Consider the following 25878-nt stretch of genomic DNA (forward strand, 5'->3'; position numbering starts at 1 on the left):
AAATCAGTCAGCCCGTGGCCTTACTTGCCGCCGCGGATCAAACCGCCCATACCACGACGTTCTATAAATGCGGCCACCTGATGGCGCACTTCGGTGGTCATTTGGGCGTTAAGCACCCGCTGGGCCAGCACTTCGGCGTCGGATAACTCAATGTGTCGCAGCAGATATTTTATCCGCGCCACGCTGCGGCCGTTCATGCTCAGGTTGCGGTAGCCCATCCCCACCAGCAGCAGCGCCCCCATAGGGTCGCCGGCCAGTTCTCCACACAGGCTGACCTGCAGCCCGACGGCCCTGGCCTGAACGGCTATCAGCTTCAGCACCTGCAACATGGAAGGATGCAGGCTGTCGTACAGTGAGGCCACCCGGGTATTGTTGCGATCCACCGCCAGCAGGTATTGGGTCAGGTCGTTGGTCCCCACCGAAATAAACTCAATGCGCCCGGCCAGATGCGGGATCATGAAGATCATCGAAGGGACTTCCAGCATGATGCCCAATTTGGGTTTTGGGATTTCATACCCCAGCACCTCTTCCACTTCCCGCCCTGCCCGGTCGATCAACCTGCGAGCCTCGTCGATCTCTTCCAGGCTGGTGATCATCGGCAGCAGTATGCCCAGATTGCCGGTACCGGCATTGGCGCGCAGCATGGCTCGCACCTGGATCAGGAAGATCTCCGGTTGATCCAGGGTAATTCGGATACCACGCCAGCCCAGGCACGGGTTTTCTTCGCTGATCGGCATATAAGGCAGTTGTTTATCGGCACCGATATCCAGCGTACGTAGCGTCACTGGCTTATTCGGGTACATCTGCAACATGCCCTGATACTGGGCGACCTGCTCCTCTTCGGAAGGGAAGCCGCTCTGTAGCATAAAGGGAATTTCGGTACGGTACAGACCCACACCGTCAACCCGCCCGCCCAGCAGCTTTTCATGTTCCGGGCTGAGGCCGGCATTAAGCATCACCTGAACCCGCTCGCCGCTTTTAAGCTGGGCCGGTTGCTCAACGTCATCTTCCGCCAATCGGCTTAATTCCAACTCTTCGCTGATCAGCCGTTGGTATTCCTGCACCAGCACCGGTTCGGGGTCGACCAAAAGTTCGCCGCGATAACCGTCAACAATCAGCAGTCGCTGGCTGAGCAGCGCAGGCTGAATATCCGCGCCCATCACCGTCGGTACGCCCATCGCCCGCACCAATATGGCTGCATGGGAGTTGGCGGCACCGTCGCGCACCACCACGCCGACCAGCCTGTCCTGCGGCATTTCAGCCAGCAGAGTCGCGGTCAGCTCATCGGCTACCAGCACAAAGCGCGCCGGCCACTGGGTAGCACCCTGGGTGGTGTCATCGAGATGGAATAGCAGACGCTGGCCGAGCGCGCGCAGATCGCTGGCACGCTCACGCATATAGGTGTCTTGCAGGCTGGCAAACTGGGCGGCAAAGACTTCGATCACCTGTTTAACCGCCCATTCCGCCACGGAACCGGCATCAATCTCGGCAAAGAGTTCGCGCTTGAGGCGAGCGTCGTTGAGCAGGTGAGAGTAAAGATCGAAGATCGCCGCGCTCTCTTTTTGCGAGCTGGCGGCAAAGCGCTTGCTGAAACGGCGGAATTCCGCGCCGGCCTCTTCGAGTGCCTGAGTCAGGCGTTCACGTTCGCTGGCGGTATCGAGCGTCGAGGCTTTGTAAACCTGGTCGAGAGACGGCTGGCTGCTGTCCTGCCAGCCTTCAGCTACCGCGACGCCCGGCGATGCCGCCAGTGCACGAATACGCGTCTGACGATATTGACCAAAAATGGCGTTAAGCTGTGACTGCGAGAGGATCCCGGCCATTTGCGTGGCCAAGGTCACCATGAAGGATTCTTCGCTTTCGTCAAACTGGCGCAGTTCACGCTGCTGCACCACCAATACCCCCAGCAACTGACGGCGATGAATGATCGGCACGCCGAGGAAGGATCGGAAACGATCCTCTTTCACCTGGGGAATGTATTTGAAGCTGGGGTGGCTCTGCGCGTCTGCCAGGTTAATCGGCTCCGCACGGCGTCCGACCAACCCGACAATACCTTCATCAAATGCCAGTGCGATAGCGCGCCCACGCGGTTTTTTTAACCCGCGTGTCGCCATCAGGTAATAGCAGCGGCGGTCGTTGTCCGCCAGGTAGATGGAACAGACTTCTGTATCCATTGCCAGACAGGTTTCATTGACCAAAAGATCCAGCGCATCTGTCAGACTGGCCGCCGCGGCCACCTTCTCAACAATTTCTCGCAAGCGCGTGAGCATAGTCGGCTTAACTTAACCTCTCTTCCGGCGATAAGCGGGGGTCTGCCGCTGTGCTGCCTGCTCCTGCATCGGCATCACGGTGACGGCGAATTCTTTCATCACCCGGCGGTAAACGTCGCGTTTGAACGACACCACCTGGCGCACCGGATACCAAAAACTTACCCAGCGCCAACCGTCAAACTCCGGCGTGCTGCTGCGTTGCATATTGATATCAGCGTCATTGCACATTAACTGCAACAGAAACCATTTCTGCTTTTGGCCGATACAAACCGGCTTTGTGTCCCAACGCACCAAACGTTTTGGCAATTTATAGCGCAACCAGTTGCGGGTTGAGGCCAGGATACGGACATCCTTTTTACTCAGCCCCACTTCTTCGAACAGCTCACGGTACATGGCCTGTTCTGCGGTTTCACCAGGGTTAATCCCACCTTGGGGAAACTGCCAGGAGTGTTGACCGTAACGGCGAGCCCACAGGACTTGCCCCTGACGATTACAGATTACGATACCAACATTCGGGCGGTAGCCATCATCATCGATCACCGGACTACCTCGATAAGCTTAAATTCGCATAGATACCCTGATTGTTTCACACAAGCTACAGGCGGTAAACCACTGCTTTGCGGCGCTGCAAACCGGATAACATTGGGATAACTCACAGATAATGGCAAAGTTATAAACATGCGGAACGATTTACACCGGGTTTTATTCACTTTTTCTGTGGATAGGTATGTGAAGAACTCAAGGGATAAGCCGGTAAAACTCTGGTGAGCCTAAAAACCCCGGAAATACAAAAATCACATTAACCCTTTAAAAACATATTAATATGTAATTATCAACAGCCCTATACAGAGCAAAAATGTGATCTATGTCCGTTTAGGATCTTACCCTGGCGAAAGATCCACCAACGTCGTTTTTATCCACAGATTATCCGTATGAGTTACGCACAAATCGGACAATTTCGCAAAAAAGTGCCTGAGTCAAGGCTGTAAATCGAACCAGTGATCGGTAAAAATTTGGGTTATCCCATAAATCTGTGGATAAATAGGTGTAAGATCCTGTTTATTGTCGGTGGCTACAGGTGCACAAGCGTCAGCCGGAATTTTTCCTCTGTCGGGTGAGAGAGAAAAAGTCATGGAAAATCATGCTACTATTATTCTTTTCCCCAGTCCTTTCCGGTCAAAGTTCTCTGTGGACAAATACAGTACGTTTTTCAACCAAATCTAACAGGCTTGTATTATGGCGTTTTTATCTCCTTTGCCCCCTCCTCCTGAAAACGAACAACAGCTGTTTGAAAGGGCGCAGCGGCTTGCCGGCTGTTCCCTGGGCGAACTGGCCGAAGGTGCGCGGTTGGCTATCCCCAGGGATCTTAAGCGTGATAAAGGCTGGGTTGGCATGCTGCTGGAGCAATATCTTGGCGCCATGGCGGGCAGCAAGCCGGAGCAGGATTTCCCCGAACTGGGCATCGAGCTGAAAACCATCCCGATAGACGCCGCCGGCAAACCGCTGGAAACCACCTTCGTCTGCGTAGCCCCCTTAACCGGCAACAGCGGTGTCACCTGGGCCAGCAGCCATGTACGTCATAAGCTGGCGCGGGTGCTGTGGATCCCGGTAGAAGGTGAGCGACAAATCCCGCTGGCGCAGCGACGTATCGGTTCACCGCTGTTGTGGAGCCCAAACGCCGAAGAAGAAGAGATGCTGCGCCGCGACTGGGAGGAACTGATGGATTTGATCGTGCTCGGCCACGTAGAGCGGATCACCGCCCGCCACGGTGAGGTGCTGCAACTGCGTCCCAAGGCGGCCAACAGTAAGGCCCTGACCGAAGCTATCGGCGAACAGGGGCAGCCGATCCTCACATTGCCACGCGGTTTTTACCTGAAAAAAAGCTTCACCGGCGCATTATTGGCAAGACATTTCTTTGTCTGATCCCTTTTGTTTAGGTCGCGTTTAGCTAACAGTGTCGTTGTATCAATAAACGCGTATAATTCAGCCTTTGTTTTTTATTAAGGTGTGGCTCGACAATGTTTGAGTGGATTATGGATCCCAATGCCTGGTTAGCGTTAGGTACGCTGACCATTCTTGAGATCATTCTGGGTATTGATAACATTATTTTCCTTTCGCTGGTGGTGTCCAAGCTGCCGAAAGCGCAGCAGAACAAGGCTCGCCGCATCGGGCTGGCCGGCGCAATGTTAATGCGTCTGGGGCTGTTGGCCTCCATCGCCTGGGTGATCCGTCTGACCCATCCGCTGTTTAGCGTCATGGACCACAGCATCTCGGCACGCGATCTGATCCTGCTGCTGGGTGGGCTGTTCCTGATTTGGAAAGCCAGTAAAGAGATCCATGAGACCATCGAAGGCTCTGATGAAGAGCACCACACCAAGGTGCACGGTTTCTTCGGCGCTATCGTGCAAATTATGCTGCTGGACATCATTTTCAGCCTGGACTCGGTGATTACCGCGGTAGGCCTGTCCGACCATCTGTTTATTATGATGGCCGCAGTGGTGATTGCCGTTGGCGTCATGATGTTTGCCGCCCGGCCTATTGGCGAGTTCGTTAACCGCCACCCTTCGGTGAAGATGCTGGCGTTGGCGTTCCTGATCCTGGTGGGCTTCACCCTGATGCTGGAAAGCTTCCAGGTACATGTGCCGAAAGGCTACATCTACTTTGCGATGTTCTTCTCAATGTCGGTCGAAGCGCTCAACCTGATGCGCAGCAAGAAAAAAACCGTCTCTGAGTAATTCTCCACGGGAGTGCGCGTCAGCCACTCCCGTTATTATTTTCTGCTGCCCTGTTTCAGCGTCACTTTCCCTATCAAGATAAAGACTTATCCGAAACACGGCGCATCCAGATTTTGCTAATCTTAAAAGAAGCTTCTTTTTTGCATATATAACTGAGGATCCGCAGGATGAAAAAGTGGGTAATGGCAGTGTCTGCGTTGGTGATCGCCGCCGGGTTGGCGGGATGTTCCAGCGATTACGTGATGGCGACCAAAGACGGCAATATGATCCTGACCGAGGGCAAACCGGAGATTGACCAAGATACCGGCCTGATCAGCTATAAAGATGAAAAAGGTAACAGCCGCCAAATCAACGGCGATCAGGTTTCACAGGTTATCGAACGTTAAATTCCCCGTCGGCTATCGCTCTCGTAGTGCGCGATAGCCCTCCCCGCACTGAATCCGCTTCCCCCATCTTCTCGGCTTGGTTATAGTCGGCAAAGGCAGTACACCGCCTTGCAGGTTGTTTGCCACAGCCTGCCCTTTGGCTCCTGTTTCACCGGGCGGTTTAGCCCGTAAGCGCTAACATGAAAGGAAGGCCGTTAATGCAATACCACCGTATTCCCCACAGTTCTTTAGAAGTGAGCGTGCTGGGACTGGGCACCATGACCTTTGGCGAACAGAACAGTGAAGCCGATGCCCACGCGCAACTCGACTATGCATTAGCCGCTGGCGTCAACCTGATTGACACCGCAGAGATGTACCCGGTACCGCCCCGCCCTGAAACCCAGGGGCTGACCGAGCAATACATCGGCAGTTGGATCAAGGCACGCGGCAACCGTGAAAAGATAGTGCTGGCCAGCAAGATTGCCGGGCCGGTGCGCGGTACCGACAGCAGCATCCGCCCGCAGCAGGCGCTGGATCGCAAAAATATTCGTGTCGCGCTGGACGCCAGCCTGAAACGACTCAACACCGATTATCTCGATCTCTACCAATTGCACTGGCCGCAGCGCCCGACCAACTACTTCGGCAAGCTCAATTATCAATACACCGACGATAAGGCCACCGTCACCCTGCTGGAAACGCTGGAAGCGCTGGCCGAACAGGTGCGTGCCGGTAAAATCCGCTATATCGGGGTGTCTAACGAAACGCCATGGGGCGTAATGCGTTACCTGCAACTGGCTGAAAAACATGAGTTGCCGCGCATCGTTTCGATTCAAAACCCCTATAGCCTGCTGAACCGCAGTTTTGAGATTGCCCTGGCGGAGATCAGCCAGCACGAAGGGGTCGAACTGTTGGCCTATTCCAGCCTGGCGTTCGGCACCCTGAGCGGCAAGTATCTCAACGGTGCCAAGCCTGCCGGGGCACGCAACACGCTATTCACTCGCTTTAACCGCTACTCTGCGCCACAAACGCAGTTGGCGATTGCCGAGTATGTCGCGTTAGCCAAAAAGCACGGGTTGGATCCGTCGCAGATGGCACTGGCGTTTGTGCGCCAGCAGCCGTTCGTTGCCAGCACCCTGCTGGGTGCAACCACGCTGGAACAGCTGAAAACCAACATCGACAGTTTCGACGTGGTATTGAATGAAGACGTACTGCAGGGGCTGGAAGAGATCCACACCCGCTTTACTATTCCGGCACCATAAAACACGTCCTGCGCCATCAATAAGATGGGGCGCCTAATCCGCGCCCCTTCTGCTATTTTGCCCGCCGCTGCGACAGCCACAGCGCGCTAATTGCCAGCGCAAACACCACGCCAAAGCCAATTCCCACGCCGACCACCGGCACGCTGACTTTAACGGCCAGCGAATACAACCCCAGCATCAGCAGCATGGCGGTGTTCTCCCCCAGGTTCTGTACCGCGATCGCATTGCCTGCCCCCACCGAATTTTTGCCCCGTTCCTGCAACAGCGCATTCAACGGCACCACAAAAAAACCGCCCAATACGCCGATAATCAACAGCAGTGCATAAGCATTAAACAGGGTGGTTTGCAGGGCAAATATTGCCACCGCCACGCCGATCAGGATCCCGGCTGGCATACAGCGCTTCACCGTCTCCAGCGTGACGAAACGCGCGGCTGCCCCGGCGCCTATCACTATCCCGACCGCCACCATCGCATTGAGCAACGTCGGCGTAGCGTTGTCGGCGATACCGAGTGCCACCGGCACCCAAAGCACCAACAGGAAGCGCAGCGTGACCCCGGCCCCCCAAAACAGACTGGTACCGATCAAAGAGAAACGCGTCTGACCGTCGCGCCACAGCACCACACAGGCGTTGAAGAAAGCCTGCGTCATGGCACGCGGCGTCCAGGAAACGGCAGGATGTGCCGCCGGCAAACGTGGAATGTACAGATTGGCGATCACCGCCGCCGCGTAGACCACCGCACACACCGCCAGCGCCGCCACAATGTGCCAGTCGGCCAATATGCCACCGGCCACCGAACCTATCAGGATCGCGGCGATGGTAGAAGCCTCCATCAGGCCGTTGGCTTTGACCAGCTTTTCGCCGCTGGTGATCTCACCCAGAATGCCGTATTTGGCGGGTGAATAGGCGGCTGCCCCTACGCCGACCAGGGTATAGCCGAGGAACGGATTAAACCCGAAACAGATCACCAACGCGCCGGCCAGTTTCAGGCCGTTGGCCACCATCATCACCCGCCCCTTGGCGAAGCTGTCGGCGACCTGCCCGACAAAGGGCGCGAGGATGATATAGGTGGCGACAAACGCCATCTGCAAAATCGGTTGGCTCCAGTCGGGGTAGAGCTGTTGCTTGATCAATGCCAGGGTAGCGAACAGCAATGCATTGTCACCGAATGCGGACAGAAACTGGGCGCAAATTACGGCGATCATACTGCGAGAAAGCAAAGGTGAATCAGTAGGTAACGTCGGGTTCATCAGGCAATCTCCGGCTGTTCAGCCATGTTACGCAGGGTCACAAAGTCCGGTTTACCGCTGCCAAGCACCGGTAAGGTTTTCAAAATACGGATATCACGCGGCACCGTCAGCTCAGGGCTGCCCAACTCACGCGCCACCTTCAACAAGGCCTCACGGGTGATGCCGGCGTCGGTGGTAAACAGCACCAGCGCCTCGCCCTTGCTGCTGTCGCTTTTAACCGTGGCGGCATGCTGGGCTTCCGGCGCGACGCGCTGTGCCAGCAGTTCAACGCTTTCCAGCGAGACCATTTCCCCCGCCAGTTTGGCAAAGCGCTTCACCCGGCCGCGGATCACGCAGTAACCCTGCTCGTCCAATGTGACAATATCGCCGGTGTCGTACCAACCCGGCTGCAGGTTGCCATGCTCATCCTCGGCCGCCGGGGGTTCCAGTTCGCCCGGACGCTCGACCCGCAGGTAACCTTTCATGATATTAGGCCCCTTCAACTGTAGGCGCCCACCGTTATCGATGCCCGGCACCTTCATCAGCCGCGCTTCCATGTTCGGCATAATACGGCCGACGGTACCGACCTTGGCCGCCAGCGGCACGTTGATCGACACCACCGGTGCGCATTCAGTCACGCCATAGCCTTCCAGAATACGGATGCCGTATTTGTCCTGATAAATCTGTTTGGTGCTGTCCGCCAGCTTTTCCGCCCCGGCAACCACATAGCGCAAACGGGCAAAATCATACGGGTGAGCAAAACGCGCATAGTTATTAAGGAAGGTCGCTGTGCCGAACAACACGGTGCAGTTACGGTCGTACACCAGTTCCGGAACCACACGGTAATGCAGCGGGCTGGGGTAAAGGAAGATGCGGCTGCCGGTCATCAGCGGCGTCAGCAGCCCGACCGTCAGGCCGAACGAGTGGAACAACGGCAGCGATGACATAAAGCGGTCACGCGGGGTGAAATCGGAGATGGTACGGATCTGTTCAACGTTGGCCAACAGGCTGGCATGGGAATGCACCACGCCCTTCGGATTGCCCTCCGAACCCGAGGTGAACAGGATCAGCGCCGCATCGTCAGGTTGCTGCGGCAGCATGGCCCGCGCCGGTTGCAACAGATGGCGCAGGATCCACAGCTTGTCCGCCAGGGTCACCGTATCTTTCAGGTCTTCCAGGTACACCCAGTTGGCCTCCGGCACCTGCTGCGGCAAATGGGTCAGCTTGCCCTTTTCGAGAAACTGGCGTGACGTGACGATAGTTTTGAGGCTGGCGGCGGTCATGGCGCTTTTCAGGCCCTTGGAACCGGCGGTGTAGTTGAGCATCGCCGGAATGCGGTTGCGCAGTGAAGCGCCAAAAATCGCCGCTACGGTGATGGTCGCGTTCGGCAATAACATACCGACATGTTCGCCCTCGGCGGTAAAACGTTGCAGGATACGGCTGACGCCCAGCGCTTTCTTGGTCAGCGTGCGGTAACTGTCCTCCTTGAAGTTAATATCCTCGATACACGGCTTGCTGCGGCCATAACGGTGCTGCGCCGCCAGCAGAGCCTGAAACAGAGTCTGCGGCTCACGGGTATCCATTCGCGCCTGCATCATGATCTGGTGCAGCCGATCCCCGGCCAATGCTCGGCGATCGCGGGCGCGCGGCGCTACCGGCATCGGCAGCGAGGTCGGCGGTAAAATACGGATGCTGATCTGCGGGAACCAGCGGATCTTGAACACTCCGGCCATGCGGCCAAAGGGGCTGAACTCGGCGCCATCGAGCCGTATCGGCACCAGGGTCGCCCCCGATTTGGCGGCGATAAACGCGGCACCGTCATAAACCTTCATCAGCGAACCGGTAACGGTTATACGTCCTTCGGGAAACACCACTACCGGCCTGCCCTGTTCCACCGTGCGCACCAGCTGTTTGATGGCCATGGGTTTGGTAGGGTCGAGTGAGACAAAGTCGATATAGGGCCGCAGCCAGCGCATAAACCAGCGATCGCCAATACTGGCATAGACGGCAAACACCGGTTTGATCGGCAAAAACAACGCCAGCAAAATACCGTCAAGGAAGGAGACATGATTGGGCGTAATTAGCAGTTTTTGCTGGTCGAAATGCCGGACGTCGCCCTCGACACGTACCCGGTACAGCAGGCGGAACAGCACCCGCAGTATAGAAAAGATCATGCCCTTCTCCCCTTGGCCAAGATGAGCGTAAATGGTTGTAGGGAAAAGAATACTATATGGCAGGCAAAAAAAAACCTACGCATCCGCGTAGGTTGGTGCAATTGAAAATGGCTTCAACATACAGAGTATGCTGATTTCTCACCAATCAATACCTCTGGGATCACCTACTCTAGAGAGGTAGCGATCAAGAAACTACCGACCAATCGCAAGAGTTTTGCTCTAAATGCAACCAGCTGTAAATTTCCCGCAATTTACGGAAATAACTCAATGAAACTTAAACAGTCCTGGAACAGAAAAAAACAAAATCGAATTTTGTGCAGGCGGGATGGCAAGGCATCAGACAAAAAAAAACCTACGCATCTGCGTAGGTTGGTGCAAATTAATATGGGTTCAACAACAAGTTGCTGAGATTCACCAATCAATACCTCTGGGACGTTCAATTTACCCTGTGCCGGCAAAAACCAGCCAGCAGGCAATCGCAACATTGGGGCGCAAAGTGTAACCAGCTGTTTATACCCGTCGCCTTTCAAGCCGCAGCGTTGTTATCTGCACTCGCTCACCCCAGTTACTTACTCAAGTAAGCGCCTGGGGATGAGCGAGTTGGTCGCCTAGCTGCAACTTGAAATTCATAGGGTATATTACCTATCGAACGCTCACCTCGACCAGGCAGCTCATGGCGTTCGGCCCCTGGGTTAACGGCGAGGTGCCGATATCCAGCGTTAATACGTTCGGATTGCCGGACTGTTCCACCTGCAGCCGCTGGCTGCCGAAGCCCGGATCAAACCAGGCACCGGTGGCCATCAGCACCACGCCCGGTGTAACGCCGTCGGTAATAGCGACGCCCGCCAGACAACTGCCGCGCGCATTGCTGACCAACACCTCAACGCCATCGACAATACCGCGTTTTATCGCATCCTGCGGGTGCATATACAGCGTTTCGCGCCCGGCGGTTTTATTGCCCTGCGCCAGGGGTGCCGGGTCCATCTGGCTGTGTAAACGATCGCTCGGCTGGATGGAAATCAGGTGCAGCGGCCACTCTTTGGCCTGTGGCGCCCCCAGCCATTCGACCGGCGGCTGCCACTGCGGATGCGGTGCAAAATCAGCATAACCGTAGCCGGCAATTTTCTCGCTGAACAACTCAATCTTGCCGCTCGGGGTTTGCAGCGGGTTGGCCTGTGGGTCGGCGCGGAAGTCGTCAAAGAACACAAATTCTTTCGCCGGTGCCGGCAGCTCGACATAGCCTTTACGCCAAAAACCCTCGAACTCGGGCCATTCCACACCGGTACCGGCCTGCGCCTGTCCGCACTGCTGATAGATAGATTCGATCCAGGCTCGTTCATCGCGATTTTCGGTGAATTGTTCGCGGTAACCCAGTCGCTCCGCCAGATCGGCAAAAATATCAAAGTCGTTACGCGCCTGATGCTGCGGCGCAATGGCCTGATGCATCGCCAACACGTAGCGATCGCGCGATGAACCGCCGATATCGTTACGTTCCAGCGAGGTGGTTACCGGCAGCACGATATCCGCCATTTTGGCGGCCGGAGTCCACCAGATATCCTGCACAATCACCGTATCCGGCTTCTGCCAGCCTTCCACCAGCCGGTTTAACTGTTGGTGATGATGGAACGGGTTACCCCCGGCCCAGTGCACCAGATGGATATCCGGATAATGCAGCGTCTCGCCACGGAACTGGTAGGGTTCGCCCGGTTGCAGCAACATGTCGCAAATGCGTGCCACCGGGATCGCCAACCCGCAAGGGTTAGGCCCCACCGGCATCATTGGCCCCGGCGTATCCACGCGCGGGTTGCCAACGCCGTTCATTGAACCGTGGCCAAACGAGAAGCCGCCGCCCGGTAGCCCAACCTGGCCGAGCATCGCCGACAGGGCAATCATCATCCAATAGGGCTGTTCGCCACGATGAGCGCGCTGAACGGAATAGGAGCAGGTAAGAAAGCTTCGCACGCCAATCAGTTGCTGTGCGAGCAAGCCAATGCGCGCCGCCGGAATACCGGTGATCGCACTGGCCCATTCTGGGGTTTTCGCCACGCCGTCATCGGTGCCGCGCAGATAACTCGCCAGTTGGTCATAACCGGCACAGTGGCTATAGAGAAATGCTTCGTCCTGCGCGCCCCGACGCTGAATTTCATACGCCAGTGCCAGCATTAACGCCACATCGGTATTCGGGCGGATTGGGATCCATTCGGCATTCACAAATGCCGGGCAGTCATCACGCATCGGGCTGATGTTGATAACCGGGGTGCCTTTCTGCACCAGTTTTTGCAACCATGGTTTGAGCGAGTGTTCCGCCGCGCCACCGGACGATACCTGGGCATTTTTCAGTGCCAACCCACCGAAAGCCACAAACAGTTCACAGTGCTCAACCACGCTCGGCCAACTGGTGACGCGCCCGGTCAATGGGGTGAAGGTACCAATCACATAGGGCAGGAAAAACTGCGCAGCGCCCCAACTGTAGTTGCCTAACTGATCAACACCGCCGCCACCGCCGAAATAAAAGCGCCGCACCAGCGAACGCGCATGATGCAAACGCCCGGCGGATGACCAACCATAGGAGCCGGTAAACAGGCCCGAGGGGCCATAGCGATCGCGCACGCGGCGGTTTTCTTCCGCCACCAGATCGAGCGCCAGATCCCAGTCCACTTCGACAAAATCCTCACGGCCACGCAGCGTGCGGTCACTGCCTTCACGCTTTTGCAGCCAGGAACGGCGCACCGCCGGCTTGCGGATCCGTTTGTCGGAATAGGCCATCGGCGCGATGGAGTCGAGCATCGGGGAAGGATCCGGATCGCCTGCAAACGGCTCACAGCGGATAAGCCTGCCGTCTTCAACCACGGCGGTATACGCCCCCCAGTGAGCGAGTTGCGGGTAACGTTTAATCGACATGCGGTTCTCAAACAAAATGGGATACACAAAAGTAACATTAGCTGCCGTGCGCCGCCAAAGCACAAATGGCTCTATTACTGAGCTGCGCAGGTCTAAGCACAGAATAAATCGCCCATATCTGCAACAGCCGCCACAAGTTGCGATCGCCAGCGCTTGCAGCCCCGGGTTTTTTCCGCAAGACTGAGGAATGTAAGCGATTACCCAGGATGTATGACAGATATGGCTACCATAAAGGATGTTGCCAGGCTGGCGGGTGTTTCCGTGGCCACGGTATCCCGCGTAATAAACCATTCCCCGAAGGCCAGCGAAAGCTCACGCACCGCCGTGCTGGCTGCGATGGAACAACTGCAGTACCACCCAAACGCCAACGCCCGCGCGCTGGCGCAGCAATCGACCGAAACGCTGGGGCTGATCGTCTCCGACGTGTCCGATCCCTTTTTTGGCGCTATGGTCAAAGCGGTCGAACAGGTGGCCTACGCTACCCACAACTTCTTGCTGATTGGCAACGGTTACCATGAGGCGGAAAAAGAGCGTCAGGCGATTGAACAACTGGTGCGTCACCGCTGTGCAGCACTGGTGGTACATGCCAAAAAGCTGACCGATCCTGAGTTAAGCGGCTGGATGCAGCAGATCCCGGGGATGGTGCTGATTAACCGCACGCTGCCGGGCTTTGAATCGCGCTGTGTGGCGCTGGACGACCGCTATGGTGCCTGGCTGGCGACTCGCCATCTGATTCAACAGGGGCATCAGCGTATTGCCATCGTCTGCTCCACCCACCAAATTTCCGACGCCGCAGACCGCCTGCAGGGTTATCTCGATGCATTGCAGGAGCATGGCATTGCGGTAGATGAAAGGCTGATTGCCTACGGAGAGCCGGACGAAATCGGCGGTGAACAAGCGATGACCGAGTTGCTCGGGCGCGGTAAAAACTTCACCGCAGTGACCTGTTATAACGATTCGATGGCCGCAGGCGCGCTCTCGGTGCTGAGCGACAACAGCGTGGATGTGCCGGGCCAAATGTCGTTGATTGGCTTTGATGACGTGTTGATTTCACGCTATCTGCGCCCCCGCCTGACCACCATCCGCTATCCGGTGGTGGCCATGGCGACCCAGGCGGCCGAACTGGCACTGGCGCTGGCCAATAACCAGCCGCTGCCGGAGATCACCAATATGTTCAGCCCGACGCTGGTGCGCCGCCACTCGGTGGCCAGCATCAATAACGTTTACGAGCAGAACTAGTCCAGCTCGCGGTGATAGAGTCGCACCGGGCGGTCAGGGTAGTCCAGCGCGTCGCCGATATAGTGCCAGCCGTGACGTTCGTAATAGCCGCTGAAGTCACTGTAGAGATACAGCTCGTCAAAGCCGGCCTGGCGGCTGTAGTCCTGTACATGCTGCTGTAGCCGCAAGCCCAGGCCGCTGCCGCGCTGGCTTTCATCGACATACAGCGCCGCCAGCCAGGGCGTCAGATCCTGGCGGCTGATTAAATCACAGCGCCACAGACCGACGGTGCCGACCAGTTCGTCCCCCTGCAAGGCAATAAAAGTGATGGGCAAGTCTGCCCCACGCAGACCACTGTCCACCACGCTGGCGAAAAATGCCCTGCTGTTTTCACTGCCGAATGCCTGCCATAGCCAGTTGATCACCTGCTGCCGGTGCTGCGGATAATCTGCCAGAAGCACAATATTAGTCATCCAGCCTTCCCCTTATTCTCATTGCCAGAGAACAGTCTACGAGCGTTTCACCACAACGCAATCACTGCGATAAAAAGCCGCGCAGCCAAGGGCTAACCCTATGCTAGACTGAGCATTATTTGCCACAGCGGATGTTGAAAGGGGTAAGCCATTGATGATCACCATGTTGGATGTTTCCATTCGCGCGGGGGTATCTAAAGCCACGGTTTCACGCGTGTTGAATGGCACCGGCCAGGTGAAAAAGAGCACCCGCGACGCGGTGTTCAAGGCCATGGACGACCTGGGCTACCGCCCCAATTTCCTGGCCCAATCGCTGGCAAATAAAAGCTCCAACAGTATCGGGCTGGTGGTTTCCAACTTCGATGGTCCCTACTTCGGCCGCCTGCTGCGAAAAGCCGCCAAGCTGATCGAGGCCAGCGGCAAGCATCTGATTGTCACCGATGGCCACGACACGCCGGAAGACGAGCTGCAGGCGGTGCAACTGCTGGCCGATCGCCGCTGCGACGCCATCATCCTGTATACCCGTTTTATGTCCGAGCCCACGCTGATGAACCTGTTGGACAGCCTGCCGGTGCCGATCATGGTGATCAACCGCGATCTGCCACAGGCCCGCGCACGCTGTGTGTCCTTCGAACAGCAGAAAGCCGCCTTCCATGCGGTGGATTATTTGATTCGGCAAGGACATCGCGAGATAGCCTGCATTACAGGGCCGATTGCCACGCCTACCGCCCTGGCTCGGTTAGCCGGTTATCGGCAGGCGCTTGAGCATCACACCATTGCCTTCGATGACACCCGCGTAGCCTATGGTGACAGCAGCGTACAGAGCGGCCATCAGGCTGTGCGTAGTTTACTGGCCGGGGGTAGCGGCTTTAGCGCCCTGTTTGCCTGTAACGACGACATGGCGGTCGGCGCAATGAAAGCGTTGCACGATGCGGGTAAACGCCTGCCGCAGGATGTCTCACTGTTCGGCTTTGACGACGAACCCAGCGCCGCCTATTTGCAACCGGCGCTGTCTACCGTTTATCTGCCGATCGACGTGATGATCGAAGCCGCCATCAGCCAGGCTTTCCGCCTGATTAAGGGGGAGGACATACAGCCACTTACGCCTTTCACCGGTGAACTTCGGCTACGGGAATCCGTGGTGCCAGGGCCTTACGCCGACTGATTCCATCTGGCGCCGCCGCTGATTGCGCGCCGCGCCGCATTTCCTCCACCGCCATTTCCTTTCCCTGCCACCAGCCCGCATATTGTCATGACAATAACCTTTACACTATATAGCACAAAGGCTATATTGGAGTGCGGCCGTCGAGCGATTCGACAACTGATTTTTATTTGGCAACCCAGAGGTAACGCAAATGGCCAAACCATTATCAAATCTGATCGATAAGCTCGATCCCGCCGTGGTTGACGCGGCTCGGCAAAAAGCGGACAAAGAAATTTTTGAACTGCGGCTGGCTATGCTGCGGGAAGAACTGGCGGTTTCCCAGGTAGAACTGGCGAAGCGGCTTGGCATCAGCCAACCTTCTGTGGCCAATTTGGAAAAACGCGGTAGCGAAATCAAACTCTCTTCGTTGAAACGCTATATTGAAGCCATGGGCGGTACGCTGTCGCTGGAAGTCCAACTCCCCAACGGCCAGCACCGGCGCATGTCTCTGTGAGACGGGCGCAGTACTGAACTGCGCCCGAAAGCATCAGATCAGTTCCAGCGCAATCAGCTCTTCAATGGTCTGGCGGCGGCGAATCAATCGCGCTTCGCCGTTTTCAAACAGCACTTCCGGCAGCAATGGACGGCTGTTGTAGTTCGATGACATTGACGCGCCGTAAGCACCGGTGTCATGGAACACCAAATAATCACCGACCTGCACCGGCGGCAGTTCGCGGGTTTCAATGCCACCACCGGCCTGCTGGGTAAAGACATCACCGGATTCGCACAGCGGCCCGGCAATCACGGTATCGCGCAGCGGCTGGTTGGCAGTATCGCGGCCATCGGCCGGCAGCAGAGAAATATGGTGGTAACTGCCGTACATCGCCGGACGCATCAAATCGTTAAAACCGGCGTCCACCAGCACAAAGTGGCGGCTGCCCATGTCTTTCACCGCACGCACCTCGGCCACCAGCACCCCGGCTTCCGCCATCAGGAAACGTCCAGGTTCAATCTCCAGGCTCACCGGATGCCCCAGATGCGCGGCAATGCGCTCACGGGCACTGTTCCACAGGCCAAAATAGTGCTCGGTATCAATCGCCTCTTCACCGTACTGATAAGGGATCGACAGGCCGCCACCGGCGGAGATGGCGCTGATATCCTGGCCGAGATCGATCACCTGCTGCACCATGGCATCACACACCCGCTCCAGATGCTGGTAATCCACGCCCGAGCCGATATGCATATGCACACCGATCAATTTCAGGCCGTACTGCTGAATTTTCTCCACCGCCTGCGGTAAATCGGCATACCAAATGCCGTGCTTGCTGTTCTCGCCGCCGGTATTGGTTTTCTGGCTGTGGCCGTGCCCAAAGCCTGGGTTGATGCGCAGCCACACTGGATGTCCGGTAGAAACCTGGCCCAGTTGTTCCAGCATGTCGATCGAACCGACGTTAACCGGAATTTTCAATTCGCTGACGCGCGCCAGGGTCGCGTGATCCAGCACGTCGGCGGTAAACACAATCTCACTTGGCTCACCACCCGGCTGAAAACCGGCCTGCAATGCACGCTCAATCTCTCCCAACGACACCGAGTCCACCTTGACGCCCTGCTCACGCATCAGGCGCAGAATATGGATATTCGAGCAGGCTTTTTGGGCAAAACGAATAACATCGAAATGACGCAGCTGGCTGATGCGCTCGCTAATGATAGCGGCGTCATAGGCCCATACCGGGCAACCAAAGCGCTCAGGCAGGGCCAACAGGTTAGCGGCATTAAGGGCAGTCGTCGTATAGTGTAAAGCACGTGGCATGGTGGTATCCCTGAATAAAATTTAGTGACTCTAATACCCCAATATTGCCGCACGCTTTCTTGGATGGAAAATATCTATTTAGCCAGAGTCTATTCATTTATGATATGGCTTTGCTGATTAAAAGAGCTGCCGATGCACGCGATAACGCTACGCCAGATTGAAATCTTCTATGCGGTGATGACCACCGGCAACCTGACCGAAGCCGCCGCGCTGCTGCAAACCTCGCAGCCCACCGTCAGCCGTGAGCTGGCGCGCTTTGAGAAGCTAATCCAGCTGCAATTGTTCGAACGGGTTCGCGGCCGGTTATCCCCAACGGTGCAAGGCCTGCGGCTATTGGAAGAGGTGCAACGCTCCTACTACGGTCTGGATCGTATCACCGCCGCCGCCGCCAGTATCCGCCAGTTCCGGCAGGCGCAGCTGTCGATTGCCTGCCTGCCGGTGTTCTCGCAATCACTGCTGCCCGCGGTGTGCAAACCTTTTATCGATCGCTATCCGGAAGTGAGCTTCAGCGTAATACCGCAGGAATCACCGCTGCTGGAGGAGTGGCTGTCGGCGCAGCGTCACGATTTGGGACTCACAGAAAATACCCTGACCCCGGCGGGGACCGAGCGCATGACGCTGATGACCTTGAACGAGGTGTGCGTGCTACCGGCCGGGCATCCCCTGCTGGCGAAAACGGTGTTGACGCCGCAGGACTTTGCCGGACAAAACTTTATCAGCCTGTCGAACACCGACAGTTATCGCCAGCTACTGGATTCGTTGTTCAGTGAGGAAGGAGTCAACCGCCGTCTGGTGATGGAAACCCATAGCGCCGCATCGGTCTGCGCCATGGTTAAAGCGGGAGTGGGAGTGTCGATCGTTAACCCGCTGACGGCGCTCGATTACGCCGGCAGCGGCGTCCACGTGCGGCCATTCAGCGTTGACGTCCCCTTTACCGTCAGTCTGATCCGGCCGCTGCATCGCCCATCGTCGGCGCTGGTCACGGCCTTTACTCAGCATTTGCAACAGCAGGCGCAGACACTCCCCGCCCGCCTGGCTGCGGTAATTACACGCTAGCCGGGCGCTTGGCGCGGCTGAAGGTCACTATGCAGAGCAGCAGCCCCAGCAGCGCGATCCCTGCTGCGGCCAGCGGTACGCTGGTCAAGCCCAGCCCCTGCGCGATCACCACGCCACCGACCCAGGCACCAATGGCGTTGCCAACGTTAAACGCGGCAATATTCAACGTAGAGACCAGGTTGGGGGCTTTTTTACCGTAGGTCACCACGTTGATCTGCAGCGCAGGCACCGCGGCAAACGCCGCAGCGGCCCACAGGAACAGGGTGATTTCCGCCGGCACCATTGAGTGACTGGTCCAACTGAACAGCGCCGCGAAACAGGCGATGACCAGGAAAGTACAGGTCAGGGTCAGCGGCAAACGCCAGTCTGCCAGACGGCCGCCAAGGATATTGCCCAGCGTCAGGCCAACCCCCATCAACAACAGCGTCCAACTCACGCCATGTGACGAAACCCCGGTCACTTCGGTCAGCAGCGGGGCAATATAGGTAAACAGTGCGAACATCGATGCGGCAAAGGCCACGGTCATCAGCAGCGAAAGCCAGATGCCGCCGCCGCGCAGTGCCGTCAGCTCTTTTTTCAGGTCGGTCGGTTGTTCATCCCTGACCGTCGGCAGCTTGCTATACAGCGCCAACAGGGATAATACGCCGATCACCGTCACCGCCCAGAAGGTTGAGCGCCAGCCCAATGCTTGCCCCAGTGCAGTGCCGATCGGCACCCCCAGCACGTTGGCCAATGTCAGACCGGTGAACATCAACGCCACGGCGGAAGCCCGACGGTTGGGAGCCACCAGATTCGCCGCCACTACAGCGCCAATGCCGAAGAATGCTCCGTGGCACAGGGCGGTGATAATGCGCGCCAGCATCAGGAAATCGTAGCTGTAACTCAGCGCGCACATAATATTGCCGAAGATGAAAATCACCATCAGCAGCAGCAGAGTCTTTTTGCGCGGCAGCTTCGCCGTTAGCAGCGCCATGATCGGTGCGCCGATAGCCACGCCAAGGGCATAGCCGCTGATCAACCAGCCGGCGGAAGGAATAGAGACCTGCAGATCCCTCGCGACCTCCGGCAACAACCCCATAATAACGAACTCGGTGGTGCCGATAGCAAATGCACTTAATGCCAGTGCGAGCAGAGAAACAGGCATGCGTAACGCTCCCAATCAACAAAGCCCCGGCGTCAGGCGCGCGAGGCTGGTAAAAAAACACAAAATTATCGGCCAGCCTGGCAGGCTGCCCGTGGAAAGGTCAGAGAGGATGTTCAAAGAGCCGGGATATCTATTTAACCCTATAATTATTAAGTCTTATTCACTCTTCTCACGCTACAAAAACTACACGTCGCACCATCAGTTAACCAGTGACAGAGCCGCGACAGCGCACAAAATGCCCCGGTAAACTCGCTAACCGCTTGAATGCGCTAATGATGAAAAATGTGTAAAAATGTTACTGCGGAGTTAATAATATCAGCGCAACGTCGCTCGCCAGCCGGCATCGGTGGCAAACCACTCCACTAAAAAGTCCAACATGGTCCTCAGAGTCGCCGGCATCTGCCGACGCGAAGTATAAATGCCGTAAATGCCCATCGACTGGGGCCGATAATCCGGCATCAGCTCAATCAGTTCGCCGCTGGCCAGCAGCGGTGCCGCCGAATAATAAGGTTGCATGGAAACCCCGGCCCCCTGCACCGTTCCCGCCATCAATACCACCGATTCATTGGCGCTCAGATTACCGCTGACCGCGACTGCCGACTTCACCCCCTGGTGGTCAAAATGCCACAGGCTTTTACCGAAGTAGGAGTAAGTCAGGCAGTTGTGCAGCGCCAGATCCTGCGGATGGCGCGGCGTGCCATGCGCCGCCAGATAGGCCGGTGCAGCGCAGACCACCGAGGCGCAGGAAGAGAGCGGTCGGGCGATCAGATTGGGATCCAGCTCATTGGTAATTCGCAGCGCCAAATCGATACGCTCTTCGACCAGATTCACTGCGCGGTTATTCATTTGCAGATCCACAGCCACCTGCGGATGACGCTTCAGATATTGCGCTACCGCGCCCACCAGCGCCGTCTGGCCCAGCGACTGCGAGCAGGTGATCCGCAGCAGGCCGCGTAGTTCATCACTCTGTTCCCCTTCAACCAGGTCTATTTCCCCCGCCAGCGCCAACATCTGTCGGCAACGCTCTAATGTACGCTCACCGGCGTCAGTCAGACTAAGCTTACGGGTAGTACGGTGCAGCAAACGTGCCCCGGCCCATTGCTCCATCTGGGCCAGATAACGCGTCACCATGGCTCGCGACATTTCCAGCGTTTCTGCCGCCGCAATCATGCTGCCACGGTCAACGATGGTGATAAAAACCTCAGCTGCGGTGATGCGATCCATGATTCGTCCGATTTACGCAATTAATAATTGCTCATTATCCGGTTTTTCTATCGCTTTATGCAACCTAACATCTATACAACATTTAATCGCTACCCAAGGACCTCTGCCCATGTTTAACAAATCATTACTGACCCTGGCCTTCGCCGGCATCACCACCTTTAGCGCCTACGCCACCGCCGCCGACACTCTGACCATGGAAGTGTACAACCCAGGTGAGAAAAGCGTGTTCCCGGTGTCCTCTGAGATCATCAGCGGTAAACACGAAGTGGCGCTGATTGACGCCCAGTTCCAGCGCAACGACGCAGAGGAACTGGTGAAAAAGATCAAGGCCACCGGCAAAAAGCTGACCACCGTCTACATCAGCCATTCAGATCCGGATTTCTACTTTGGTCTGGACGTGATTAAAGCCGCGTTCCCACAGGCGAAAATCATCGCGTCCCCAGGCACCATCGAAGAAATCAACGCCACCAAAGACGGTAAAGTCGCCTATTGGGGCCCGATCCTGAAAGACAATGCACCGAAAGCGGTGGTGGTTCCACAGGCATTGCAGGGTGACAGCTTCACCGTTGACGGCCAGAAAGTGGAAGTGAAAGGCCTGACCGGCCCAACGCCGGAGCGCACCTACGTGTGGATACCGGCGCTGAAAGCGGTTGTGGGCGGTGTTCCGGTCGCGGGCGACAACATCCATCCGTGGGTCGCCGATAACCAGAGCGTTGAATCCCGCGCGCACTGGCAGCAAACGCTGGAAGGCATCAAGGCATTGAAACCGAAAATCGTTGTCCCTGGCCATTTCCTGCCGGGTGCCGACCAGACGCTGAAATCCGTGACCTTTACCCAGAACTACCTGACCACACTGGAAGCTGAACTGCCGAAAGCCAAAGATTCTGCTGCACTGGTGGCGGCAATGAAAAAGCATTACCCGAACCTGAAAGATGAATCGAGCCTGGAACTGAGCGCCAAGGTGCTGAAAGGCGAAATGAAGTGGCCGCAATAAGCCCGCCTTAATACACAGACTACGGCGTTACTGCAACCCGCCCTTGAAAGAGGGCGGGGATAACGAGGAATAAATATGACCGGCACGACTCTGCATTACATTTTCGATCCGCTGTGTGGCTGGTGCTATGGCGCAGCCCCGCTGGTGAAGGCGGCCAAAACCATTCCAGGGCTGAACATCGCGCTGCATGCCGGTGGCATGATGACCGGCAACAACCGCCGCCAAATCACGGACGAATGGCGTAATTATGTTATCCCGCACGACAAACGTATTGCGGAGTTAACCGGACAGACCTTTGGTGATGCCTATTTCAATGGCCTGCTGCGTGATACCACGGCGATCATGGACTCAGAGCCGCCGATTACCGCGATACTGGCGGCGCAAGCGCTGGCGGGACGTGGGCTGGATATGCTGCATCGCATTCAGGAAGCGCATTATCAGGAAGGTCGACGCATCGCCGATACGCCGGTGCTGGAGGCCCTGGCGAAAGAGCTGGGTCTGGCCTCTGCCCCGTTCATCGCCGAGATGCGCTTTAACGCCGGTGCCCCGACCGCGCAACACATCGCACAAAGCCGGGCGATGCTTGCCAAAGTTCAGGGACAAGGCTTCCCGACCTTTGCGCTTGAAGACAGTGAAGGCCAGCTGCGCCAGATCCCGGCGGGCAACTATCTGGGGAATGTTGAAGCCTGGAAAGAGTTGTTGAGCGGTGCCACTACCTGGGCGTAATGCCTGTTACAGTGCCCGGTCATTCAGGATATTGAATGTCCGGGGCTGATTATTCGACCCGCACGAAGCGCCCTTCCGCCCGCACGTTAAAACCAAAACCGCAGTCGCCTTTGGTGTGCATTTCCAGCGCATCCGCGCTGAATTGCATCGTCACATCACAGGCCATCGCGTCCTCCGGCTCCCGCTGACGGTACAGCGCCTTGCCCTGTTCAATCGGCAACACCTCGGCGAATTCGCCCATATTCGGGCCGTAATACAACCCCATTTGCGGCATATAATAGCCGGAATAATTGATCAGCCAGCGGCCGTCCTGTGGCTTGACCTCCACTTCGCTCCACACGCCGCGCCCGGCGTACTGCCAGTAGACGCCACCCGGTCCGTTCGACGGCGGTTGCTTCGCCAGGCGCTGCTGCAGCAGTTTCAAATTATGTTGGGATTTACTGTCCTGCGGCGCCAGTTCCAGATAGGCGCGTGCCTTGAGCAGTTCACCGGCATGCATCAGCGCCAGCGCCACATTGTTGTAAGCAGTGGCGGTCGCCTGATTGTCGAGACCGCAGAACTCACTCCAGGCGGCCTGATCGCGGAAAACGTCGGCTGCGCGTGGGTAATCACCGCGCTGGTAGGCACTTTTCCCCAGCTCGGCATAGCTCGCCACCTTGTGACAATCGGCATCAATATCCGGCTCATCAATCTGTGCCGTCGCCTGGCCGCTGGTGAGCGCACCATAGGCCAACAGCAGGGGAACCCACGCCTTCATCACTCATCCTTTCCACAGTAAACAAGCCAAATTTCGGCGCCAGTATAACCGCCATCCCTCCCGGCTTCACCTCTGACGATTCAATCACAATATTTCAAAAGGTTAGCCGCGTTAAAACTGCTTACAGTCCCGGTTTGTTTGTTACTTGCCTGCGGCCCATGCTGAAAAAAATGCAGAATTAACGAGACCTCATGAACGCAACCCCCCCCCCCAAACACGCCGTCTGGCAATTAATTAAACCCTTCTGGGTTTCGGAAGAAAAGCTGCGGGCCTGGTCGATGCTGATCGCCATTGTCGCTTTGTCGCTCGGGCTGGTGTACATCAGCGTACAGATCAATGAGTGGAACCAGGTGTTTTACGACGCGCTGCAAAACAAAAACTATCCGGTATTCAAGGCGCAACTGTGGCGTTTTACCTATCTGGCGCTGATCTTTATCGTGCTCGCGGTATATAAAATTTACCTGACGCAGGGCCTGCAGATGCGCTGGCGGCGCTGGATGACGGAAAAATTTATGGGTAAATGGCTGGCGCATCAGGCCTATTACCATACCGAACAGCAACAGATCGTCGATAACCCGGACCAGCGTATTGCCGAAGATCTCAATGTACTGACCCAGTACACGCTGTCGCTGTCGCTCGGGCTGCTCTCCAGCCTGGTGACGCTGTTTTCCTTTATCACCATTCTCTGGCACGTCAGCGGGCCAATGACCTTTGTTATCCATCAGCATGCCGTCACCCTGCCCGGCTATATGGTGTGGTTCGCCCTGCTGTACGCGGTGCTGGGTTCGCTGTTGATTTGGTGGGTCGGCAAACCGCTGGTCCAGCTCGGCTTTAATCAGGAGCGCTATGAGGCAAACTTCCGTTTTGGGCTGATCCGTATCCGGGAAAACAACGATGCCATCGCGCTTTATCACGGCGAACCGCGCGAAGCGCAACAGTTGGGTGACCGCTTTGACAACATCCGCACCAACTGGTGGTCAATCATGCGCATCACCCGCCGGCTGAACATCGCCTCTAATTTTTACAGCCAGTTTGCCATTGTTTTCCCGCTGTTGGTGGCGGCACCGCGCTACTTCTCCGGCGCTATCCAGATGGGCGGCATGATGCAGATCGCCTCCGCCTTTGGCCAGGTACAGGGGGCGCTGTCATGGTTTATCGATGCCTTTAGCGATCTGGCGACCTGGAAAGCCTGCGTTAACCGTCTGGCCGGTTTTAACGCCGCCGTGGATCAGGTACACCATCAGCAACGCGGCATTCAACTGCAAGCGGAGAACGACCAACCGCTGATCCTCGATCGTCTCAGCCTGCAACTGCCGGACGGTCAAAGTTTGCTGGGCTCAACGTCGATGACGCTGAAACGCGGTGAAAAAGTGCTGGTCGTCGGCCCTTCGGGCTGCGGTAAATCCACGCTGCTGCGTGCTATCGCCGGGATCTGGCCCTACGGTTCCGGCACCATTGGCCGCGACGCGGCCAGCAGCGCCTTATTCCTGCCACAACGCAGCTATATTCCCATCGGCACGCTGCGCGAGGCGCTCAGTTATCCGCATCTTGCGGCCGAATACAGTGATGAGCAACTACTGAGAGTGCTGGAAAATTGCCGTCTGAAGCATCTGCAACGCTGGCTGGACACCAGCGCCAACTGGAGCCACCGCCTGTCGCCAGGCGAGCAACAGCGGATGGCATTCGCCCGTGCGATTCTGACCCGCCCGGATATTCTGTTCCTCGACGAGGCCACCAGCGCGCTGGACGATGAAACCGAGCAGTTGATGTACTGCCTGTTGGTCGATGAACTGCCGCAGGTGACGTTGGTCAGCGTGGCACACCGCAACAGCGTGGCGAAATACCACCAGAGCTGCTGGCGCTTTAGCCGCCCGGAGGAGAATCAACCGGCCCGCATGGCGCTTAGCCCGCTGCCGGCCGTCGGTTAATCAACCGGGTGCCGCTCACTGGAGCGGTACCCGGCTTCCCTCAAATGCCGTCGGTCTGTACGTCCTCACATTTTACCCGGCGTCTTTCGTGCCACAGGCTGGTCAACCCGCGCTTGCCGCACGCCAGTGCCACTTCGCGGAATTCGTCCAGGCTCAGCCCGTCCCTTTCCAGCATCATTTCCGCCGCCAACTGCATATTCACCCCGGTCAGCACCTCACAATCCCCGTGCGTATCCGCCAGTTCGCTGGCACAGCGAAACGGCGAACCGCCGAGCATATCGGTGAGAAACACCACGCCGTCCGGCTGCGCCACTTCGGCCAACGCCGAGCTCAACGCCGCTTTTAACTCGGCAGTACTCATCTGCTCGGGAAAATTGACCGCAACGCAGTACGGCTGCGGCCCCACCACCTGTTCAACCGCCTGCAACAGCCCACTGGCGAAACCACCGTGACCGGTAATCACAATGCCTGGCAT

22 protein-coding genes are annotated in these 25878 nt (G+C 57.0%); 11 read left to right on the top strand and 11 right to left on the bottom strand.

The genetic code is table 11. From position 1 onward, the window contains the following. Nucleotides 1–20: 20 nt before the first annotated feature. Complete coding sequence (gene ptsP, locus M2406_RS23255; RefSeq protein ID WP_259191553.1) at nt 21–2267, bottom strand: phosphoenolpyruvate--protein phosphotransferase; 2247 nt, start codon at nt 2265–2267, stop codon at nt 21–23. A 12-nt stretch (nt 2268–2279) separates the two neighbouring features. Next, nucleotides 2280–2807 carry an RNA pyrophosphohydrolase gene (rppH, locus tag M2406_RS23260; RefSeq protein WP_012146527.1) on the bottom strand — a complete coding sequence of 176 codons (528 nt, stop codon included), beginning with the start codon at nt 2805–2807 and terminating at the stop codon, nt 2280–2282. Between the two features lie 696 nt (nt 2808–3503). Between rppH and mutH the strand changes: the two genes are divergently transcribed. The 4 genes from mutH to M2406_RS23280 all read left to right on the top strand — a co-directional run bounded on the left by mutH (nt 3504) and on the right by M2406_RS23280 (nt 6626). Beyond that, nucleotides 3504–4190, top strand: coding sequence for a DNA mismatch repair endonuclease MutH (mutH, locus tag M2406_RS23265; RefSeq protein ID WP_112363227.1), 687 nt, complete (start codon nt 3504–3506; stop codon nt 4188–4190). A 95-nt stretch (nt 4191–4285) separates the two neighbouring features. Further along, nucleotides 4286–5002: a TerC family protein gene (locus M2406_RS23270; protein WP_012146529.1), complete on the top strand. Its 717-nt coding sequence runs from the start codon at nt 4286–4288 to the stop codon at nt 5000–5002. Between the two features lie 167 nt (nt 5003–5169). Further along, on the top strand, nt 5170–5388 hold the full coding sequence (locus M2406_RS23275) for a YgdI/YgdR family lipoprotein (RefSeq protein ID WP_012146530.1): 219 nt from the start codon (nt 5170–5172) through the stop codon (nt 5386–5388). A gap of 197 nt (nt 5389–5585) precedes the next feature. Next, the gene (locus tag M2406_RS23280; protein WP_259191556.1) at nt 5586–6626 is read left to right on the top strand and encodes an NADP(H)-dependent aldo-keto reductase; all 1041 of its coding nucleotides are present in this window, start codon (nt 5586–5588) and stop codon (nt 6624–6626) included. Between the two features lie 52 nt (nt 6627–6678). Here M2406_RS23280 and lplT read toward each other — a convergent pair whose 3' ends face one another. The 3 genes from lplT to M2406_RS23295 all read right to left on the bottom strand — a co-directional run bounded on the left by lplT (nt 6679) and on the right by M2406_RS23295 (nt 12929). Next, on the bottom strand, nt 6679–7875 hold the full coding sequence (lplT, locus tag M2406_RS23285) for a lysophospholipid transporter LplT (protein ID WP_218217301.1): 1197 nt from the start codon (nt 7873–7875) through the stop codon (nt 6679–6681). Continuing rightward, nucleotides 7875–10028: a bifunctional acyl-ACP--phospholipid O-acyltransferase/long-chain-fatty-acid--ACP ligase gene (gene aas / locus M2406_RS23290; RefSeq protein WP_259191557.1), complete on the bottom strand. Its 2154-nt coding sequence runs from the start codon at nt 10026–10028 to the stop codon at nt 7875–7877. Before aas ends, lplT begins: the two co-directional genes overlap by 1 nt. Before the next feature lie 642 nt (nt 10029–10670). Continuing rightward, nucleotides 10671–12929 (bottom strand): molybdopterin guanine dinucleotide-containing S/N-oxide reductase, encoded by a 2259-nt coding sequence (locus M2406_RS23295; RefSeq protein WP_259191559.1) that lies wholly within the window; start codon nt 12927–12929, stop codon nt 10671–10673. A gap of 219 nt (nt 12930–13148) precedes the next feature. Between M2406_RS23295 and galR the strand changes: the two genes are divergently transcribed. Beyond that, a complete protein-coding gene (gene galR, locus M2406_RS23300) occupies nt 13149–14168 on the top strand; it encodes an HTH-type transcriptional regulator GalR (protein ID WP_012146535.1) in 1020 nt (339 codons plus the stop codon). Here galR and M2406_RS23305 read toward each other — a convergent pair. Next, nucleotides 14165–14620 (bottom strand): GNAT family N-acetyltransferase, encoded by a 456-nt coding sequence (locus tag M2406_RS23305; RefSeq protein WP_115183927.1) that lies wholly within the window; start codon nt 14618–14620, stop codon nt 14165–14167. The two genes, galR and M2406_RS23305, sit on opposite strands and share 4 nt — an antisense overlap. 154 nt (nt 14621–14774) lie before the next feature. Here M2406_RS23305 and M2406_RS23310 point away from each other — a divergent pair, with 154 nt between their 5' ends. Continuing rightward, a complete protein-coding gene (locus M2406_RS23310; protein WP_259191562.1) occupies nt 14775–15785 on the top strand; it encodes a LacI family DNA-binding transcriptional regulator in 1011 nt (336 codons plus the stop codon). 190 nt (nt 15786–15975) lie between these two features. After that, nucleotides 15976–16278, top strand: coding sequence for a helix-turn-helix domain-containing protein (locus tag M2406_RS23315; protein WP_012146538.1), 303 nt, complete (start codon nt 15976–15978; stop codon nt 16276–16278). 33 nt (nt 16279–16311) lie between these two features. On the opposite strand, the gene lysA is transcribed toward M2406_RS23315, so the two are convergent. Continuing rightward, complete coding sequence (gene lysA / locus M2406_RS23320) at nt 16312–17574, bottom strand: diaminopimelate decarboxylase (protein WP_259191565.1); 1263 nt, start codon at nt 17572–17574, stop codon at nt 16312–16314. Between the two features lie 132 nt (nt 17575–17706). Here lysA and M2406_RS23325 point away from each other — a divergent pair, with 132 nt between their 5' ends. Further along, nucleotides 17707–18630 carry a LysR family transcriptional regulator gene (locus M2406_RS23325; RefSeq protein ID WP_259191567.1) on the top strand — a complete coding sequence of 308 codons (924 nt, stop codon included), beginning with the start codon at nt 17707–17709 and terminating at the stop codon, nt 18628–18630. On the opposite strand, the gene M2406_RS23330 is transcribed toward M2406_RS23325, so the two are convergent. Beyond that, nucleotides 18620–19774: an MFS transporter gene (locus M2406_RS23330; protein ID WP_259191569.1), complete on the bottom strand. Its 1155-nt coding sequence runs from the start codon at nt 19772–19774 to the stop codon at nt 18620–18622. The genes M2406_RS23325 and M2406_RS23330 overlap by 11 nt on opposite strands. A gap of 315 nt (nt 19775–20089) precedes the next feature. Beyond that, the gene (locus tag M2406_RS23335; protein ID WP_012146542.1) at nt 20090–20998 is read right to left on the bottom strand and encodes a LysR family transcriptional regulator; all 909 of its coding nucleotides are present in this window, start codon (nt 20996–20998) and stop codon (nt 20090–20092) included. Between the two features lie 109 nt (nt 20999–21107). Between M2406_RS23335 and M2406_RS23340 the strand changes: the two genes are divergently transcribed. Both M2406_RS23340 and M2406_RS23345 read left to right on the top strand, forming a co-directional pair. Beyond that, nucleotides 21108–21992, top strand: a complete 885-nt coding sequence (locus M2406_RS23340; protein WP_259191571.1) for an MBL fold metallo-hydrolase — start codon at nt 21108–21110, stop codon at nt 21990–21992. A 75-nt stretch (nt 21993–22067) separates the two neighbouring features. Next, nucleotides 22068–22718, top strand: coding sequence for a DsbA family protein (locus M2406_RS23345; protein ID WP_218217307.1), 651 nt, complete (start codon nt 22068–22070; stop codon nt 22716–22718). Between the two features lie 49 nt (nt 22719–22767). Here M2406_RS23345 and M2406_RS23350 read toward each other — a convergent pair whose 3' ends face one another. Continuing rightward, nucleotides 22768–23475 (bottom strand): tetratricopeptide repeat protein, encoded by a 708-nt coding sequence (locus tag M2406_RS23350; protein ID WP_012146545.1) that lies wholly within the window; start codon nt 23473–23475, stop codon nt 22768–22770. A gap of 191 nt (nt 23476–23666) precedes the next feature. Here M2406_RS23350 and M2406_RS23355 point away from each other — a divergent pair, with 191 nt between their 5' ends. Next, nucleotides 23667–25403, top strand: a complete 1737-nt coding sequence (locus M2406_RS23355) for an ABC transporter ATP-binding protein/permease (protein ID WP_259191574.1) — start codon at nt 23667–23669, stop codon at nt 25401–25403. Nucleotides 25404–25443: 40 nt separating this feature from the next. Here M2406_RS23355 and agaF read toward each other — a convergent pair whose 3' ends face one another. Then, complete coding sequence (gene agaF / locus M2406_RS23360) at nt 25444–25878, bottom strand: PTS galactosamine/N-acetylgalactosamine transporter subunit IIA (protein WP_012146547.1); 435 nt, start codon at nt 25876–25878, stop codon at nt 25444–25446.

The organism is Serratia sp. BIGb0163 (assembly GCF_024809935.1).
Taxonomy (GTDB): domain Bacteria; phylum Pseudomonadota; class Gammaproteobacteria; order Enterobacterales; family Enterobacteriaceae; genus Serratia; species Serratia quinivorans.